This is a genomic window from Methylobacterium aquaticum, from assembly GCF_016804325.1.
Lineage (GTDB): Bacteria > Pseudomonadota > Alphaproteobacteria > Rhizobiales > Beijerinckiaceae > Methylobacterium > Methylobacterium aquaticum_C.
In genome coordinates this window covers 347,933-365,893 of the sequence record NZ_CP043627.1, presented here as the reverse complement: position 1 = coordinate 365,893, position 17,961 = coordinate 347,933, and the positions used below count along the sequence as shown (strand labels likewise).

18 protein-coding genes are annotated in these 17,961 nt (G+C 70.0%); 4 read left to right on the top strand and 14 right to left on the bottom strand.

Annotated features, from left to right (window positions below):
• Positions 1–1,506: a DUF882 domain-containing protein gene (locus tag F1D61_RS01625; RefSeq protein WP_203156230.1), complete on the bottom strand. Its 1,506-nt coding sequence runs from the start codon at positions 1,504–1,506 to the stop codon at positions 1–3.
• A gap of 457 nt (positions 1,507–1,963) precedes the next feature.
• Here F1D61_RS01625 and F1D61_RS01620 point away from each other — a divergent pair, with 457 nt between their 5' ends.
• Positions 1,964–3,040 (top strand): extracellular catalytic domain type 2 short-chain-length polyhydroxyalkanoate depolymerase, encoded by a 1,077-nt coding sequence (locus tag F1D61_RS01620; RefSeq protein WP_203156229.1) that lies wholly within the window; start codon positions 1,964–1,966, stop codon positions 3,038–3,040.
• A 13-nt stretch (positions 3,041–3,053) separates the two neighbouring features.
• Complete coding sequence (locus F1D61_RS01615) at positions 3,054–3,578, top strand: hypothetical protein (RefSeq protein ID WP_203156228.1); 525 nt, start codon at positions 3,054–3,056, stop codon at positions 3,576–3,578.
• Positions 3,579–3,805: 227 nt separating this feature from the next.
• On the opposite strand, the gene F1D61_RS01610 is transcribed toward F1D61_RS01615, so the two are convergent.
• From F1D61_RS01610 to F1D61_RS01590, 5 genes are all read right to left on the bottom strand, one after another.
• Positions 3,806–4,903, bottom strand: coding sequence for a calcium:proton antiporter (locus F1D61_RS01610; protein ID WP_203158875.1), 1,098 nt, complete (start codon positions 4,901–4,903; stop codon positions 3,806–3,808).
• A gap of 68 nt (positions 4,904–4,971) precedes the next feature.
• Positions 4,972–5,841, bottom strand: coding sequence for a branched-chain amino acid aminotransferase (locus F1D61_RS01605; protein ID WP_432443197.1), 870 nt, complete (start codon positions 5,839–5,841; stop codon positions 4,972–4,974).
• Between the two features lie 135 nt (positions 5,842–5,976).
• Positions 5,977–6,360, bottom strand: coding sequence for a hypothetical protein (locus tag F1D61_RS01600; protein WP_203156227.1), 384 nt, complete (start codon positions 6,358–6,360; stop codon positions 5,977–5,979).
• A 281-nt stretch (positions 6,361–6,641) separates the two neighbouring features.
• Positions 6,642–7,160, bottom strand: coding sequence for a Spy/CpxP family protein refolding chaperone (locus tag F1D61_RS01595; protein ID WP_203156226.1), 519 nt, complete (start codon positions 7,158–7,160; stop codon positions 6,642–6,644).
• An 83-nt stretch (positions 7,161–7,243) separates the two neighbouring features.
• The gene (locus F1D61_RS01590) at positions 7,244–7,435 is read right to left on the bottom strand and encodes a hypothetical protein (protein ID WP_203156225.1); all 192 of its coding nucleotides are present in this window, start codon (positions 7,433–7,435) and stop codon (positions 7,244–7,246) included.
• Between the two features lie 278 nt (positions 7,436–7,713).
• On the opposite strand from F1D61_RS01590, the gene F1D61_RS01585 reads away from it, so the two are divergent.
• Complete coding sequence (locus F1D61_RS01585) at positions 7,714–8,313, top strand: DUF4142 domain-containing protein (protein WP_203156224.1); 600 nt, start codon at positions 7,714–7,716, stop codon at positions 8,311–8,313.
• 167 nt (positions 8,314–8,480) lie between these two features.
• On the opposite strand, the gene F1D61_RS01580 is transcribed toward F1D61_RS01585, so the two are convergent.
• The 8 genes from F1D61_RS01580 to F1D61_RS01550 form a co-directional block, all read right to left on the bottom strand.
• A complete protein-coding gene (locus F1D61_RS01580; RefSeq protein WP_203156223.1) occupies positions 8,481–10,169 on the bottom strand; it encodes a cation acetate symporter in 1,689 nt (562 codons plus the stop codon).
• On the bottom strand, positions 10,166–10,474 hold the full coding sequence (locus tag F1D61_RS01575; protein WP_203156222.1) for a DUF485 domain-containing protein: 309 nt from the start codon (positions 10,472–10,474) through the stop codon (positions 10,166–10,168). The genes F1D61_RS01580 and F1D61_RS01575 overlap by 4 nt, the downstream gene beginning before the upstream one ends.
• Before the next feature lie 113 nt (positions 10,475–10,587).
• Positions 10,588–10,710: a hypothetical protein gene (locus tag F1D61_RS34755; RefSeq protein ID WP_281437033.1), complete on the bottom strand. Its 123-nt coding sequence runs from the start codon at positions 10,708–10,710 to the stop codon at positions 10,588–10,590.
• A gap of 59 nt (positions 10,711–10,769) precedes the next feature.
• Positions 10,770–12,719, bottom strand: coding sequence for an acetate--CoA ligase (gene acs / locus F1D61_RS01570; RefSeq protein ID WP_203156221.1), 1,950 nt, complete (start codon positions 12,717–12,719; stop codon positions 10,770–10,772).
• 213 nt (positions 12,720–12,932) lie between these two features.
• The gene (locus tag F1D61_RS01565) at positions 12,933–13,115 is read right to left on the bottom strand and encodes a hypothetical protein (protein WP_203156220.1); all 183 of its coding nucleotides are present in this window, start codon (positions 13,113–13,115) and stop codon (positions 12,933–12,935) included.
• A 302-nt stretch (positions 13,116–13,417) separates the two neighbouring features.
• Positions 13,418–14,308, bottom strand: a complete 891-nt coding sequence (locus F1D61_RS01560; protein ID WP_203156219.1) for a LysR family transcriptional regulator — start codon at positions 14,306–14,308, stop codon at positions 13,418–13,420.
• A 110-nt stretch (positions 14,309–14,418) separates the two neighbouring features.
• A complete protein-coding gene (gene trxB, locus F1D61_RS01555; protein WP_203158873.1) occupies positions 14,419–15,402 on the bottom strand; it encodes a thioredoxin-disulfide reductase in 984 nt (327 codons plus the stop codon).
• A 41-nt stretch (positions 15,403–15,443) separates the two neighbouring features.
• Positions 15,444–16,457 carry a mitochondrial fission ELM1 family protein gene (locus F1D61_RS01550; RefSeq protein WP_246775670.1) on the bottom strand — a complete coding sequence of 338 codons (1,014 nt, stop codon included), beginning with the start codon at positions 16,455–16,457 and terminating at the stop codon, positions 15,444–15,446.
• Between the two features lie 245 nt (positions 16,458–16,702).
• Between F1D61_RS01550 and F1D61_RS01545 the strand changes: the two genes are divergently transcribed.
• Positions 16,703–17,953 carry a GTP cyclohydrolase II gene (locus tag F1D61_RS01545; protein ID WP_203156218.1) on the top strand — a complete coding sequence of 417 codons (1,251 nt, stop codon included), beginning with the start codon at positions 16,703–16,705 and terminating at the stop codon, positions 17,951–17,953.
• Positions 17,954–17,961 lie beyond the last annotated feature (8 nt).

Here is a 17,961-nt window from a genome sequence, read left to right as displayed (position 1 = left end):
TCAGCGCCGCCCGGCTGCCGATCCGCCGACGCGGCCGGACCCGGGCGCTTCCTCGGCGCCGCCGGCCCGCAACCGGGTCCCGGGTGCGCCGGCGGTCGGGGTGCCGAGCTTGGGCCGCTGGATCAGGCGGGTGGCCGCGGCCTCGACCGCCGGAGCGGCCGCCGCGCTGAACAGGGCATTCAGCTGCGCCTTCTGCGGGGTGGGGGCCGGCACGGGAGCCGTCCGCGCGCGCAGGGGGAGGATGGCGCCCAGGGCTGCCGGATCCGCCGTGGCGATCTGGATCGAGGCCGGGCGGGCGGGCGGAAGCGGCACGGCGACCGGCGGCGGGCTCGCGACCAGCGCCTCCGCCAGGGCGGCGAATTCCGACGGGCGCCGCGGCGGCAGCGGAGCGGCGGACAGGGCGGGCTTGCCCGGCACGTCCGGGGCCGGCTCGGCCGCGCCGGCCTCCGGCTCGGGGGGCGCGACGGGCGCGGCCTCCGCCGGCTCCGGCAGGGCGGCCTGACGGGAGGCGGCCTGCGGCAGGAGGGCGGCGGGCGCGACCGGGGCGGCGGGTGCCGCGTAGGCGAGGGCGTCGCGTGCATCCTCCGGCTGGGCGCTCGCCAGCGCCACCGGGCGGACGCGGCCCGCGCGGCCCGACAGCACCACGGGGGCGGGCGGCGGGGCGGCGGCGGGCTTCGACCCGCCGAACAGCATGGCGAAGAACTGGCCGACGACGTTCGGGCTGTCCTCCTCGTCCGCGGCCGCGATCGCCTGGCTCACGCCCATCACGCTGCCGCCGCGGGCCAGGATCTCGGCCCGGGCGCTCTCGTAGCCCGCCAGCGGCCGGCCGTCGGCGGGCAGGTGGACGGTGCGCCCGTCGGGAAACAGCCGGGCGAGCTGGTCGTGGCTCATCCGCGGCCAGGACCGGACCGAGCCGACGTCGAGATGGACGAAGGGGCTGTTGGCCTGCGGGTACCAGCCGACGCCGCCGCGCTGCATCCGCATGCCGATCGACCGGATCTGGTCGATCGAGACATCGGCGAGATAGAAATCCATCGCCTTGCCGAGCATGTGCTGGCTGTGCTCGGCCACCGCGCGGGAGCGACGGCGCAAGGCGGCGTTGGTCTTGGGCGAGCGATAGGCCGAGACGACGTGGATCGCGTCCTGCGAGCCGACGGCGCGGTGGGCCTCCCACACCACGTCGAACAGGCGGGGATCCATCTTGGTCGGTTCGTCGAGGCGCCAGTCGCGCAGCAGCCAGTTCAACTGCTCGAGGGCGGCCCGGTCGTAGCGCCCGTCACGCTTGAACGTGATCGCGGCGCTCTCCTTGGTGTGCTCGTGGAAGATCGAGATCGTGCGGGTGTCGCCGTTGGCGACCGCGTCCTGGGTGCCGCTGGTCGAGCCGAACACCGCCGCCACGCAGGCGATCAGCGCCAGCACGCCGCGCCGGCAGGAGCGTGACGGGATGGAGGGAGAGTCCTGGGCCGGGTCGGCCGCCCTGCGGCCGGCACGCTTGAGCGCTCGCACGATCCCCTCATCCTCGCTCGGGCCGCGTGGGCGCCATGGTGAACGCAGGGTTGCCGAAAACCGTCAACAAACGGTTACCGGGTCCCCGCGACAGGATGGGTGGCAGGGTTAAGCCTCAACCGTGGCGAAAATCGGCCCGGCTTCACGATCCCGTGTGCGTGTACAGCCATCGTGACGAGCCCCTGAGCCGATGCTCAGAGGCGAGTCGAAAATAGTCCAGACGGTCGTCCTTCAGAGATTATCGCCATGCATCCCCCCTGTCCCGAAACGAGAGGGCGAAGGGCGGTGGCGAGACGATTCGCGTCTCTTCCAGAGTCTACGAGAATTTTCGGCGATGCAAAATATATTTCGCCGATTTTTTTCGCACTTGCGAGATGATGCCCGCCGTGATTTGGTTCATCGCGTTCCGGGATGGTTCGATGTTCCGGTACGACAAGGCCGATCGAGGGGCGGGGACATGGGCGACGCGAGCCAGCAGGCCGAGCGGCTGTCGGGATACAAGGTCGAGGAACGCCGGAACTCGATCTCCGGCCTGTCCTCCGGCGCCTTCATGACGGTGCAGCTGCATCTCGCCCATTCGCGCAAGTTCGTCGGCGCCGGCATCATCGCGGGCGGACCCTATCGCTGCGCCGAGTCGTTCCGGGGCGGGGCGGTCGTGGCGGCCGACGCCTACACGCTGGGGGCGCTCGCCATCGGGATGAACCCGCTCATCCCCGCCATGGCGCCGGACGTGGACGACCTCGTCGCGCTGACCCGGAGCACCGAGAGCGCCGGCGGCATCGACCGGCTCGAGAACCTGGCGGGCCAGCGGCTCTACATCTTCAGCGGCCAGTCCGACTGCGTCGTCTATCCCGACGTCGTCCGGCGCACCCGCGACTTCTACGAGGCGATCGGCGTCGATCCGCGGGACATCCGGTACGACGGCAGCGTCGATGCCGGCCACGCGATCATCACCGACAACCTCGAGGACTCGCCGCTGCCGGTGAACCGCCCGCCCTACATCAACAACGGCCGGTTCATGCAGTCGCACCGGATCCTCCGGCAGATCTACGGCGACCTGAAGCCGCCGGCGGAGCAGGCGACCGGGCGGCTGATCCGCTTCGACCAGGGCGAATTCTTCGAACGCGAGCCTCGCGCGAGCATGAGCGCCTTCGGCTACGCCTACGTGCCTTCCAGGGTCCTCGCGGGCGGGACGGCGGCCGGGGTCCATATCGCGCTGCACGGCTGCAAGCAGGGCTACAACTACGTCAACTACATCCGCGGCCTGCCCGACATCGCCAACCAGCCGCCCTACGGCAACCGCTACATCACCACCACGGGCTACAACCCGATCGCCGAGAGCAACGACCTCATCGTCCTCTACCCGCAGGCCGAGGGCAGCGACGGCGGCGTGATGCAGAACCCGGACGGGTGCTGGGACTGGTGGGGCTACAGCGCGGACGACCCGCACGCGCCCGACTATTATTCGAAGAACGCGATCCAGATCAGGGCCATCGACCGCATGCTCGATCGCCTCACCGGCCAGGACAGTTGAGGATTTTTCCGCGATGACGCGTCAGGCCACGCCTCCCGAAACCATCGCCGCCCTGCCCCTCACCGCCTTCGTGCGGACGGCGTTCAGCGCGGCCGAGTGCCTGCCGGCAAAGGCCGCCGCCGCGGCGCCGGCCGGCGCGGACGTGCCGCTGCGGCGCAGCGCGGCCGTCACCGAGATCGCGACGCTCTGCGCCACCAACGCGGTCGGCACGGCGGAACTCCTGTCGGTGCGCCCGACCCCGGACGTCCTCGACGACATCGTCGCGATGCAGGCGGCCTTCATGCGCCAGATCTGGAGCATCGACCTGGAGTGGCGCACCGGGCTGATGCGCATCGCCGAGGGCGCGCTGGCTCTGCGCAAGGCTAACACCGTGTCGAAGATCATGGAGCAGGATCTCAACCTCGTCGGCCAGTACGGCGACCTGATGACGGTCTACGCGACCAGGACGGCCGCCCTGATCGAGAATGCCAGCGTCGGCTACTCGTTCTGGCTGAGCAAGAAGGTCAAGGAGATGCAGGCCGGGACGGCTGCGTCGTAAGAGACGTGCCCTTCAGGGCATCAGGCTCGCCGTGCAGACTTCTCGAACCGCTCGATCATCGCAGACCCGATCCTTGCGATGCTTCGGTCATCGCAAGGGTTCGGCGGTTCCGGATTCCGGGCTCCGCTCTCGCGGCCTCGGAATGACGCGGAGAGGGTCGGAACTGTCGAGCGACCCAAACGGGCCGTGATGAGACCGCCGGGGGTATGCCCCCGGCGCCCCTCGTCTCAGGGGCTGAAGATTAGCGTGAGGTAGGTCAGGAACACCACCAGGTGGACGGCGCCCTCCAGCACCGTCGTGCCCTGGCGCGAGAAGGTGATGACGCTGAGCAGAAGCGTCATGGCGAGCACCGCCATCTCGGCCGGCGCCAGGCCGAGCACCACCCGCTGGCCCGAGACGAGGCCGATGACCAGCACCGCCGGCACGGTGAGGCCGACCGTCGAGGTCACGGCGCCGAGGCAGAGGTTGATCGCCCGCTGGAGCTGGTCGCGCCGGATCGCCTTGACGGCGCTGATGCCCTCCGGGGTGAACACGATGGCCGCGATGATGACGCCGCCGAGCGCCGAGGGGGCGCCGAGCGCCTTGATGCCGTGGTCGAGGATCGCCGCGAGGCTCTTCGACAGGAGCACGATCGGCAGGAGGCTGACGAGGAGCAGCCCGGCATGGCGCAGGATCGCCCCCCGTCCCGCATCCGGGTGGGGCGCCTTCTTCTCCACCACCGTGCCCGGCTGGACGAAATCGGTGAAGAAGTCGCTGTGCCGGCCGGTCTGGAGCAGCAGGAAGATGCCGTAGAGCACCACCGTCAGCACCGAGAACGCCACCGCCTGGAACGCCGTCAGCGAGCCGTCCGGGGTCGAGGTGGTAAAGTTCGGGATGATGAGCGCGATGGTGGTGAGCGGGATGATCGCCGCCAGATAGGCGCCGGCGCCGTCGAGGTTGTAGTTCTGGCGGTGGTGGCGCAGGCCGCCGAGGATCAGCCCGAGCCCGACGAGACCGTTCATCACGATCATGATGACGGCGAACATCGTGTCGCGTCCGAGGGTCGGGGCGGCCTTGGCCCCGAGCATCACGGCGGCGACGAGCGCCACCTCGATGATGACGATCGACAGGGTCAGGATCAGGGTGCCGTAGGGCTCGCCGAGGCGGTCGGCCAGTTCCTCGGCCTCGTGCACCACCCCGAAGGCCGACCACAGGATGACCAAGAACAGCCAGGCGAACAGGCCCGCCGCCACCAGCGGCGCATCGAGCCCCCCGAGCCAGCCTCCGCCGAACACCGCGAAGGCCGCCACCGTCGCCCACGCCACCGCCAACCGCACGACCATCATCTGACCCACGCCACTCCCTTGTTGCGTTGCCGCAACCGTAACGCAGGATGCGGGGTCGTAAAGGCGAATCAGCCCCGGTGGGCGAAGGTCCAGTACAGCTCGCGGGCCTTGCGGAACAGCGGGCCGGGCGCAAAGGTCCGCTCGTCGAGGGCGGTCACCGGCACGACCTTGGCGTAGTTGCCGACGGAAAACACCTCGTCGGCGCCCATCAGGTCGTCGACCGTGAGGGTCTTCTCCACCACCGTGACCCCGGCCTCGCGCAGGAGCGCGATCACCCGGCCGCGGGTGATGCCGGCGAGGAACGTGCCGTTCGGCACGGGCGTATAGACCACGCCGTCGCGGGCCATCAGCACGTTGGCGGTGGCGAACTCGGCGACGTTGCCGAGCGCGTCGCGCATCAGGGCGTTGCCGAAGCCGCGCGAGGCGGCCTCGGCGATCGCCCGCGAGCTGTTCGGGTAGAGGCAGCCGGCCTTGGCGTCGAGGGGGGCCATGTCCGGCGTCGGGCGCCGGAACGGCGACAGGGTGGCGGTGAAGCCGGTCGGCGGCGGCATCGGCGCCTCGTAGAGGCACAGGCACCAGGCGGTCGAGGCGGGATCGAGCCGCACCGCGCCGCCCAAGCCCCCTTCCGCCCAGTACATCGGCCGGATGTAGAGCGCGGCGTCGGCCGCGAACCGGGTCAGCCCGTCCCGCACCAGTTCGGCCCAGGTGCCCTCCGCCACTACCGGTTCGAGGCCGAAGGCGGCGGCCGAGCGGTTGATCCGGGCGAGATGCAGGTCGAGATCCGGGGTCACGCCCTCGAAGGCCCGGGCGCCGTCGAACACCGACGAGGCGAGCCAGGCGGCATGGGTGCGCGGCCCCATCATCCGCACGTTGCCCGGGTGCCAGGCGCCCTCGAAATAGGTCCAGGTGTCTTCCGTCATCTCGTCCGTCGCGGCCATCGCCCGCTCCCGCTCGTCCAGGCCCGCATGATGGCGCGGCCCGGCGCCGGCTGTCCATGCGGGGCGGCCCGCACGAGACGGGGGAGAGGGTTGCGGGGCGAGGGGGGAGAGGCAGGGCAGAAGAGAGGACAGGCGTCAGGCGACGTCGAAATCGCCCGGGCATCCGGCCAGCAATTCGAGGGTGCGCATCACCGCCATGCCGACGCGGTCGGCGTCGAACTTGCCGTCCGCGGTCGCCGGCTCGACGCCGACCGGGCCGATCTGGCCCTGGGGCGTGTCGATCACGACCTGGTACACGCCGCTCTGCGGCCCCGAGCGGGCACGCACCAGCGACACGGCGTGCCGGCCGACCTCGCCGTAGGTCTTGACGACTTGCACGGGACCGTCGGCGCGGGCCGTCCTCGCTTCGTCGGCCGGGGCCTTCACATGCGCCTTGGAAGAGGGGGCCTTGGAAGAGTGGGTTTTGGACGAATGGGCTTTGGAGGTGCGCTGGAAATCCGGACGGATGACGTTGTCCATCTGCCTCTCCCGCTGATTGCCGCTCAGTCTGTCATCGCAGGATTGCGTGCGGATTACGCGGATTGTTGCGTGCGGGCATACGGCAGCGCCGCCCGCGGCGGGAGCCGGGGCGGTGCGACGGGGAGAGGCGGTGATGCGGGCGCTTGCCCGGAGGCCGTCAGACGCTTTCCGATCGATCGATTCGCGATGCGGAAAGCGGCTTCGCTCAAGCGTGTGAAGCCTAAGGCTTCGCCGCGCGGGCTGGTGATGCGAGATCCGGAAGGGATCGTCCGGATGTCGCATCAATCGTCGCGGTGGTGCCGGTGCCTGCCCGGGTGGTGGCCTGCCCTCATCGGGCGGCTCAAGCTCGCGGCGCGCTGCTTCTGCGCCGGGTCGAGGGTGGCGTAGAGCGGCTGGGAGGCGTCGGCGAGCTTGCGCAGGGCGTCGGCGCGCGCCGCGAGCGCGTCGGCCCGGGCCCGGAGCGCGTCCGGCGCCGTCTCGGCCACGGGATCGCGGTCGCGCTCCCGCCGGGCCTCGCGCTGGTCGCGCCGGACCTTGGCGAGGTTGCGCATCGCGTCCTCGACCGGCGGCCACAGCTTCTCCTGGTCGGGCGCGAGCTTCAGGCCGGCATGCAGGGCCGCGACCCGCGCATCGGTGAAGGCCTGGGCATCCTCGGCGCTGAGGCGAGGCCGGCCCGCCCCGTCGCCGGCATGAGCGACCTGCATCGGCCGGGGCGTGTCCGTCGCCTGCGCCAGCGCGGTACCGAGCATCCCCGCGCCGAAGATCCCGGCCAGAATTCCGGTGGTGAGCGTGCGTCGCATGACACGGATCCTCGCGCGGCCGCCCATCGGGCCGCCGAGGAAGAGACTAAGCACGGCCTTGTGGCCCCGACCTCGCCGGAAGGTTACGGTTTCGTCACCCGGCGCCGGTCGACGAGGTGGCAGATCACGACCGCCGAGCAGCAGACGGATGCGACCGGCCTGGCGCTGCCCTTGCCGAGGCTGCCTTTCCCGAGGCCGCCTTGCCCGACGCCGCCTTGCCCGACGCCCGGAGCCGCCTGCGCCGCGCCGGGCGGTCCGAAGAAGATCGTGGTCACCCTCAACCTCCGTCTCTCGCGATCGTCCCGCCGGTCGCGGGCCTCGTCGCCACCAGACGACACCCTGGCGGCAGGCGGCGGAACCTCACCGATGGTCGTAGTCCGCGGGCGCGAACGGAGCGGGGCCGCAGCCTTTGCGGGCGCGATCACGAGCCTCGTGCGATTTCCGGAAGGCGACGCTGAAACCCTCTCTTTCGCCGGTTTGTTAGTGCTTGCTCCCGAGGGGCCCGGTCCGGGATCCCGCGACCGGGAGTCCCGCACGAAGAGTCAGGTGTCCCATGCATCGTCGTCTCGCACTGACCGCCATCGCCTCGGCGGTGGTCATTCCCTCCCTCGTCTCGGTGGCGGTCGCCCAGCCGCAGGGAGGCCCGACCGCGGCGGCGACGGGCAATACCGGCGCCCGGATGGGCGAGGCCGAGGCCAAGCATGCCGCCGACACCCTGGCGGCCGGCTCGGCCTCCCTGGCCGCGAGCCGCGTCGCGCTGCAGAAGGCCTCTGACGACGACGTGAAGCAGTTCGCGCGCTTCGAGGTCGCCGAGCAGGAGACCGTCGCCGACGTGCTCAAGGCGATGCGCGACCCGTCCCAGGCCGCGAGCGGCCAGGTGAAGCCGCCGGCCGAGCCCGAGGTCACCGGCCAGCTCGATCCGAAGGGCAAGGCGATGCTCGACAAGCTCGAACAGGCCAAGTCCGGCAAGGCCTTCGACATCGAGTATGTCCGGGGCCAGATCGAGGGCCACCAGGCGCTCCTGAAGATCCAGGAGGCCTATCTCGCCACCGGCAAGGACCGGGAGAACCTCGGTGTCGCCAAGCTCGCCCGCGGCCAGATCCGCGAGCACTTGGCGCTGCTGGCCGAGATCGAGAAGGATCTGAAGGACTGAGAACCCGCCCCGCTGGCCGAACGGTCCCGGCACCCCTCGCGTCGTTCCGGGCTCCGCCTGCACGGGCCCGCCATGACGCGGTGGTTGTCGGACGGGTCGAGGAAACGAAGGAGCGTCCCCGTCTGCAGGAAAGGGCGGCGGCCTCGACGGCCGCCGCCCACCTCACCTCAATGCGCGTGCGCGCCCGACGCCCCGATGCCGGTCTCGGAACGCACGTACTGCGCCTCGAACGCCGCCCGCTCGCGCTTTGCCCGGGCGGAGTTGTCGATCTTCGACACCGCCCAGATGCCGAGGAACGCCAGGGGCATCGAGAACAGGGCCGGGTTGTCGTAGGGGAAGAGCGCCGCCGGATGACCGAAGGTCGTGACCCACACCGCCTTCGACAGCACCACCATCACGACGGCGCTGACGAGGCCGATCAGGCCGCCGACGAGGGCGCCGAGCGTGGTCGTGCCCTTCCACAGGATCGACATGGCGAGAACCGGGAAGTTGCAGCTCGCCGCCACCGCGAAGGCGAGGCCGACCATGAAGGCGACGTTCTGGTTCTCGAACACGTAGCCGAGATAGATCGCCACGATGCCGATCACGACGGCCGCGATCTTCGACAGCCGCACCTCGCCGGCCTCGGTCGTGCGCCCGCGGGCGAAGACCTGGGCGTAGAGGTCGTGGCTGACCGCCGAGGCGCCGGCGAGCGTCAGGCCGGCCACCACGGCGAGGATGGTCGCGAAGGCCACCGCCGAGATGAAGCCGAGGAAGAGCGAGCCGCCGGTGGCGTTGGCCAGATGCACCGCCGCCATGTTGCTGCCGCCGATGAGCCCGGCGATCCGGTCGTAGCCGCCATTCGCCCCGGCCTTGAAGTAGCTCGGGTCGCTCATCAGGAAGGTGATGGCGCCGAAGCCGATGATGAAGGTCAGGATGTAGAAGTAGGCGATGAGCCCGGTGGCGTAGAACACCGACTTGCGGGCGGCTTGCGCGTCCGACACGGTGAAGAACCGCATCAGGATGTGGGGCAGGCCGGCGGTGCCGAACATCAGGCCGATGCCGAGCGAGAGCGACGAGATCGGATCGGCGACGAGGCCGCCCGGCGCCATGATCGCCTCGTGCTTGGGGTGCTCGGCGACCGCCGCGGCGAACAGGGCCTCCGGGTTGAAGCCGTAGCGCCACAGCACGGCGAGGGCCATGAAGGACGCGCCGGCCAGCAGCAGGCAGGCCTTGATGATCTGCACCCAGGTCGTCGCCTTCATGCCGCCGAAGGCGACGTAGACGATCATCAGGATGCCGACCGCGATGATGGCGGTGAGGTAGTCGAGGCCGAACAGGAGCTGGATCAGCTTCCCGGCGCCGACCATCTGGGCGATCAGGTAGAACGCCACCACCACGAGGGTGCCGGTCGCCGACAGGATGCGGATCCGGGTCTGGTCGAGGCGGAAGCTCGCCACGTCGGCGAAGGTGAACTTGCCGAGGTTGCGCAGGCGCTCGGCGATCAGGAACAGCACGATCGGCCAGCCGACCAGGAACCCGATCGAGTAGATCAGCCCGTCGAAGCCCGACGAGAACACCAGGCCCGAGATGCCGAGGAACGAGGCCGCCGACATGTAGTCGCCGGCGATCGCCAGCGCATTCTGGCCGGCCGAGATGCCACCGCCGGCGGCGTAGAAGTCCGCCGCCGACTTCGAGCCCGACGCGGCCTTGTAGGTGATGCCCAGCGTGGCGAGCACGAAGAGCAGGAACATGACGACGGCGGTCCAGTTCGTCGCCTGCTTCTGCACGGCGCCGAGATCCGGCCCGGCGGCCAAGGCCGCGCCGGCTCCGACGAGGGTGAGAAGCGCCACGATGGCGATGCGGCGCGCGTTCATCGGCCGAGCTCCCGGTTCAGGTCGCGGGTCAGGTCGTCGAAGCGGCCATTGGCCCGCGCGACGTAGATGCCGGTCAGCACGAAGGCCGAGACGATGACGACGAGGCCCAGCACGATGCCCAGCGAGGTCACGCCGGAGCCGACCTTCGTCGCCATCAATCCATGCGCGAAGGCGACGAGCAGGATGAAGACGAGGTAGATCGCCAGCATCGCACCGGACAGGATCCAGGCGAAGCGGGTGCGTTCCTGCACCAATCGGCGGAATGTCGGGCTCGCCTGAACCCGTGCGGTATCTGCCTCTGCCATCGGCGGGCCTCCCTTATGTTTCTGTTCTGTGATCGGGCACGGTTCCGCGGCGCGCCGGACGCGGCACGGGACGATGAAACCGGTGCTTCGATCTGTCTGGATGCCTGGTCTTGTCAGGCTTCAGCTTGCGCCGGGCGTGGTTGCTGCGGCGCAAAAATCCCGATGACGCGATTCTCTGGCGAATGCCAGCGCAAAGGGAGAGAAAATGCCCGCGATGCGACGAAGGTCTGAGACATGCGACCGTCTCCCGCGGGACTAAAGAGCCGGGGCCCGGCGTGAGGCCCCGGCGTCGCGATCACTTGGCGCGGTTCTGCCGGTTCTCGATCAGGTCGTCGACCACCGCCGGCTCGGCGAGCGTCGAGGTGTCGCCGAGGGAGGAGAACTCGTTCTCGGCGATCTTGCGCAGGATGCGGCGCATGATCTTGCCCGACCGGGTCTTGGGCAGGCCCGGCGCGAACTGGATCAGGTCGGGCGAGGCGATCGGCCCGATATCCTTGCGCACCCAGGCGACCAGCTCCTTGCGGAGTGCGTCGGTCGGCTCCTCGCCCTGCATCAGGGTCACGTAGGCGTAGATGCCCTGGCCCTTGATGTCGTGGGGATAGCCGACCACCGCGGCCTCGGAGACCTTCGGGTGGGCGACGAGCGAGGATTCGACCTCCGCCGTGCCCATCCGGTGGCCAGAGACGTTGATGACGTCGTCGACCCGGCCGGTGATCCAGTAATAGCCATCAGCATCGCGCCGGCAGCCGTCGCCCGAGAAGTAGCGGCCCGGGAAGGTCGAGAAGTAGGTCTGGACGAAGCGCTCGTGGTCGCCCCACACGGTCCGCATCTGGCCCGGCCACGAATCGTCGATGCAGAGGTTGCCCTCGCAGGCGCCCTCCTGGACGACGTTGTCGCCGTCCACCACCACCGGCTTGACGCCGAAGAACGGCCGGGTCGCCGAGCCGGGCTTGAGCGGGGTCGCGCCGGGCAGGGGGGTGATGAGGATGCCGCCGGTCTCGGTCTGCCACCAGGTATCGACGATCGGGCAGCGCTCGTCGCCGACGACCCGGTAGTACCATTCCCAGGCCTCGGGATTGATCGGCTCGCCGACCGAGCCGAGCACGCGCAAGGTCTTCCGCGAGGTCTTCTTCACCGGCTCCTCGCCGGCGCCCATCAGCGAGCGGATCGCCGTCGGGGCGGTGTAGAAGATGTTGACCTTGTGCTTGTCGACCACCTCCCAGAACCGCGAGATCGACGGATAGGTCGGGATGCCCTCGAACATCAGGGTGGTGGCGCCGTTCGCCAGCGGCCCGTACAGGATGTAGGAGTGCCCGGTGACCCAGCCGACATCGGCGGTGCACCAGTAGATGTCACCCTCGTGGTAGTCGAAGACGTATTGGTGCGTCATCGACGCATAGACGAGGTAGCCGCCGGTGGTGTGGACGACGCCCTTCGGCTGGCCCGTCGAGCCCGAGGTATAGAGCAGGAACAGCGGGTGCTCGGCCTCGACATGGGTGACCGGGCACTCGTCGGTGACCTGGGCAGCGGCGGCGTCGTAATAGACGTCGCGGACCGGATCCATCTCGACGGCGCCGCCGGTGCGGCGCACCACGACCACGTGGTCGACGCTGTCGGCGGGAAGGCGCTGGATCGCCGCGTCGACATTGGCCTTCAGCGGCACCTTGCGGCCGCCGCGCAGGCCCTCGTCGGCAGTGATGACGAGCTTCGAGTCGCAGCCCTGGATGCGTCCGGCGAGGGAATCCGGCGAGAAGCCGCCGAACACCACCGAGTGGATCGCGCCGAGGCGGGCGCAGGCCAGCATCGCGTAGGCGGCTTCCGGGATCATCGGCAGGTAGATGGTGACCCGGTCGCCCTTGGAGACGCCGCGGTTGCGCAGGACGTTGGCCATCCGGCACACCTCCGCGTGCAACTCGCGGTAGGTGATGTGTCGCGATTCCGACGGGTCGTCGCCTTCCCAGATGATCGCGACCTGATCGCCGCGGGTCTCGAGGTGGCGGTCTATGCAATTGTAGGCGGCGTTGGTGACGCCGTCGGAGAACCACTTGATCGAGACGTCGCCGGGGCCGAACGTCGTCTCCTTCACCTTGGCATAGGGCGTGAACCAGTCGATCCGCTTGCCGTGCTCGCGCCAGAACGCCTCGGGATCCCGGATCGAGGCGTCGTACCAGGCCTGATACTTGGCCTCGTCGATATGCGCCCGCGCGCGCGCATCCTGGCTGACCTCGACGACCCGCTGGCTCATGGCGCTCTCCCTGCTGTGCCGCGCCCGGTTGGAAGCGGGCTGGTTGCGGCCGGTTTAGTCACCCGCCCGCCGCGCCCGCAACCGCTCATTCCGTCTAATGCAGAGCGGATTAATGCGTCGGAGTCCGACGTAACGGCTACTCGGTGCAGCCGGTGCAGATGCCGATATCGATGTGGCGCTGGAGCGCGCGGTCGCGCTCGCGCAGTTCCGGGGTCAGGCCGGCATCGGGGCCGAGCGCCGCGCCCGGGGCTTGGTCTGGCCGACGCCGGTGGTCTCGCGGGGGGCGATGGAGCCGGTGACGGCGGGATCGCGCATCGGCGGCTCGGTCTGCGCCAGCAGCGGGCCGGGGGCGAGGGCCACCGTGAACAGGGCGGCGACGAGATGCGGGTAACGCATGTGAGGCCTCCTTCGATCGTCCGAAGCACCTGGAGGTGATCTCCAGGTTCTGCCCAAGGACAACGTCAGGGCATCGCCCGGGTTCACGATCGATATGTGCGCCCGAGCACTTGCCTGCCGGTACGGCAGCGGGTGCTCCTCCGCCTCGTGAATTCGGGGCGATCGCGCGAGGCGCAAGGCTGTCCCCGATCGAGAAATGGCGCTGGATTCCCCTCTCCCCGCCCGCGGAGAGAGGGGATGTCCCGCGCCATTTCTTTTGCCCGGATCAGCCCCCTGCCCAAAGCGGGAAGGCCGTTGCCCGCTCAATACGTCCAGCGCTGCGCCTTGGCGACGAGGAAGTCCCGAAAAGCCTGGACGCGGGCGACCGTCCGCATCTCCTCGGCATAGACGAGGTAGCTCTCGAGGTTCGGCATCTCGTAGTCGCGCAGCACCTGCACCAGCTGCTCGTTCCCGTCGGCGACGTAGTCCGGCAGGATGCCGATGCCGGCGCCGGTCTCGACCGCGAGCTGGAGCGCCGAGATGTTGTTGACCGTGAAGTGGATGGTGCGGTGCTCGCGCCCCTCGCGGCCGACGGTGGCGAGCCAGTGGGTCGCCATCAGGTAGGACGGCTGGTCGCCGCCGAACGAGACCAGGCGATGCTTGTCGAGGTCGTCGATCGTCTTCGGCTCGCCGAAGCGCTTCACGTATTCGAGCGAGGCGAAGACGTGGTAATGCACGGTGAACAGACGGCGCTGGATCAGGTCCGGCTGGGCCGGGCGGCGCAGCCGGATCGCCACGTCGGCCTCGCGCATGGCAAGGTCCAGTTCCTCGTTGGTCAGGATCAGCTCGACGCGGACATCCGGGTGGAGGTCGAGGAACTCGGCGACCCGCTGGGCGAGCCAGGCGGTGCCCAGACCCACCGTTGTCGTCACCTTGAGGTCGCCCGAGGGGCGCTCGCTCGTCTCGACGAGGCGGGCCCGGGTGGTTTCCAGCCGCATCTTCATGTCCCGGGCGGCCCGGAACAGGAGGTCGCCCTGCTCGGTCAGGATCAGCCCGCGGGCATGGCGATGGAACAGCGGCGCCTTCAGCTCGCGCTCCAGGGCGCTGATCTGGCGGCTGACCGCCGACTGGCTGAGGCCGATATCGTCGCCCGCCTTGGTGAAGCTGCCGGCTTCGGCGACGTTGAGGAAAATCCGGATCTTGTCCCAGTCCACGGCCGTCAACCCCTCGCCAGAGCCCCGGCCGGCGCGAGGAGCCGGTGGGACCAGAGCGAATCCTCCACAGGGCCGGGACCGGGCTCATCCCCGGCCCCGGTACACGCTTCCTACTCGGCCGCGGCCTGGCGCGGCTGTTCGCCGATCGCCAGGTTGGCCAGGTACTTCTCCGCCTCGAGGGCGGCCATGCAGCCCATCCCGGCGGCGGTGATCGCCTGCCGGTAGACGTCGTCGGTCACGTCGCCGGCCGCGAACACGCCGGGGATTGCCGTCATGGCGGTGCCGGGCGTCACCTCCAGGTAGCCGCCGGCCCGGAACGGCAACTGCCCCTCGAAGACGGACGTCGCCGGCTGGTGGCCGATGGCGATGAACACGCCGTCGGCCTTGCGCTCGGTGATCGCGCCCGTGACCGTGTCGCGCAGGCGCAGGTGGGTGACCGAGGGGGCCGGCTTGTCGCGGCCGCAGATCTCCTCCACCGCGTGGTTCCACACCACCTCGACGTTCGGATGCTTGAACAGGCGCTCCTGCAGGATGCGCTCGGCCCGGAAGCTGTCGCGGCGATGGACCACCGTGACCTTCGAGGCGAGATTGGCGAGGTACAGAGCCTCCTCGACCGCGGTGTTGCCGCCGCCGACCACCACGACCTCCTTGCCCCGGAAGAAGAAGCCGTCGCAGGTGGCGCAGGCCGAGACGCCGAAGCCCTGGAACTTCGCCTCGGAGGGCAGGCCGAGCCACTTCGCCTGGGCGCCGGTGGCGATGATCAGCGCGTCGCAGGTGAAGACCGCGCCGGAATCCGCCTCGAGCCGGAAGGGCCTCTGCGACAGGTCGACCTTGGCGATGTATTCCGAGACGATCCGCGTGCCGACATGCTCGGCCTGGGCGCGCATCTGCTCCATCAGCCACGGGCCCTGGACGGCTTGCGCGAAGCCCGGATAGTTCTCGACGTCGGTGGTGATCATCAGCTGGCCGCCGGGCTGGAAGCCCGAGATCAGCAGCGGCTCGACCATGGCGCGGGCGGCGTAGATCGCGGCGGTGTATCCGGCCGGGCCGGAGCCGACGATCACGAGCTTCTCGTGCTGGGGAGCCTGCTTCATCGTGGACATAGGGATCTCCGGGGCTGCCGCCGACCAAGCCCTCAGCGGGCCGTCCGGCGGGCGAGCGCATCGCGATGCCCGATATAGGCATTCGCCACAGCCTGCGCGATCGCGAGTGTCATGTCTAAGGGCTTGGACCGTAACGGTTCAACCCGTCCGGTGAAAGGATGCACAGTTCCATGCCGTTTCAGCGCCTCGTACAGCGTGTGATGGCGCCGATAGAGGTTGTGCGGCTCGAACAACTGGACGGGTACGCCGGCGGCGCAGGCCTCCGTCACCATGTTGGCCGAATCGGCCGTCGCCACGATCGTGTCGGCGAGCGCCAGCAGGGCGAGATAGGGGTTCTCGCCGCTGCCGTCCCAGAAGAAGCCGCCATGCCGGCCGGCGAGATCGGCCAAGGCCGCCCGCACCGGGTCGGGCGTGCGGCGCGAGGCGGTGATCATCAGGCTCGCCGCGCCGGCCAGGCGCTCCAGTCCGGCGAGCAGGGCCTTCGCGTCCTCGTCCGAGAAGCGCCCGTGCCTGCTGTCGCCGCCGACCAGCACCGCGGCGCGAGGGCGGGGGAGGGCGGAGAGACGCGGATCGGGATCGCGCCGCGCGGCGGCGAGGCGGTCGGGCGAGACCGGGTGCGGGCCGGTCTCGGTGACGATGACGTTCGTGCCGCGCAAGGAATCGTGCGCCGGCACCCAGATCAGGTCGGCCGCCCGGGGGCCGATGCGCGGATCGCGCAGGAAGACCGTGAAGGTTCTGCCCCCGGAGCGCTGCTTGACCGCCCGGAGCGCCGGCACCGCCCGGCGGCCGGTGGCGATGGCGAGATCGGGGAAGGGCGGCTCGAGCGCCCGCTCGCGCGGGTCCGCCGGCCCCCGCGGGGCCAGCCAGGAAAACGGCGGGCGCGGCGTCACCACCCGTTCCTGCGCCGCCACGCCCAACGCCGCGGCGAGACCGCGGCAGGGCGCGAGGTCGCCGGCCTTGCCGTCGGTGATCAGCCAGACCGTGGTGCCGGGCGGCAGAAGGGGGGAGGAGGAGGCCACGGGCGTCGCGATGCGGTGGCGGGGCAAGCTCTGTCAAGGCTCGGGCGAAAGCGGATCCGGCAAAGCAATTCCGCCAAGGGATCTCCGTTCAAGCTTTGGGCAGGACGCTCAACCATCGATCAGCGCCGTGCGTCCCCCCCGGCGCCGCGGGTGCCGCAGGCTTGAGCTTGACGCGCCGAATCGGCTGGGCCACCCTCGTTCCGGTCAAGCACACGACAGGCTCCTCGCGGCCCCCGCGGGGAGCCTTCTCCGTTGAAGGACGGCGCGGCCGCATGACCAGTTCAAACCGCTCGACGCATATCCGGCTCACCTCGCATCCGGAGCCGGGCGCCGCCCGCTGGCCGATCCGCTGGGGCGCCGCCGACCCGCGCGAGCGCGGCCCGATCATCGGCACCGTGACCAACCCGGCCGACCGCAACGTGATCGGGGCCAATGGCGGCGCCTATTCGCTCTACCGGGCGCTCGCCATCGCCGGCCGGGCGATGAACCCGCTGGCGCGGCCGGACCTCACCAACACCCATCCGGTGGTGCCGATCGGCCCGCACCCGCAATGGGCGGACCCGGAAAAGATCGTCTCGCTCGATCCCTGGGGCCACATGCCCGGCGAGGTGTTTCGCGAGGCGATCGGCACCGGCACCGACATCCGGCCGACCATCGCGGTCACCAAGGCGCGGTTGAGCCTGCCGGAGATCCTGGCGGCGATGGGCGCCCACCGGCTCGCCGCCGACGGCACGGTGCTGCACGCGACCGGCGACATTTCGGTCACCAAGATCGCGGTCGATCCGGTCTGGTACCTGCCGGGCATCGCCGCCCGCTTCGGCACCAGCGAGACGGCTCTGCGCCGCACGCTGTTCGAGCAGACCGGCGGCATGTTCCCGGAACTGGTCACCCGGCCCGACCTCCAGGTGTTCCTGCCGCCGATCGGCGGCTGCACCGTCTACGTCATGGGCGAGGTCGCGGGCCTCACCGATCCGCGCCGGCGCATCGCCTGCCGGGTCCACGACGAGTGCAACGGCTCGGACGTGTTCGGCTCCGACATCTGCACCTGCCGGCCCTACCTCACCCACGGCATCGAGGAATGCGTGCGCGAGGCGCAAGCCGGCGGCACCGGCGTCATCGTCTACAACCGCAAGGAGGGACGGGCGCTCGGCGAGGTGACGAAGTTCCTGGTCTACAACGCCCGCAAGCGCCAGGAGGGGGGTGATTCCGCCGCCACCTATTTCGAGCGCACCGAATGTGTCGCCGGCGTCCAGGATGCCCGCTTCCAGCAATTGATGCCGGACGTGCTGCACTGGCTCGGCATCCGCCGCATCGACCGGCTGATGTCGATGTCGAACATGAAGTACGACGCGATCACCGGCTCGGGCATCGAGGTCGGCGAGCGGGTGCCGATCCCGCCGGAGCTGATCCCACCCGACGCCTCGGTGGAGATGGAAGCCAAGAAGGCGGCGGGCTACTACGCGCCGGACGGCGTCACCGAGTCCCTCGATGCCGTGAAGGGCCGCGACCTCGAGCGGTTCTAATGTCCCCT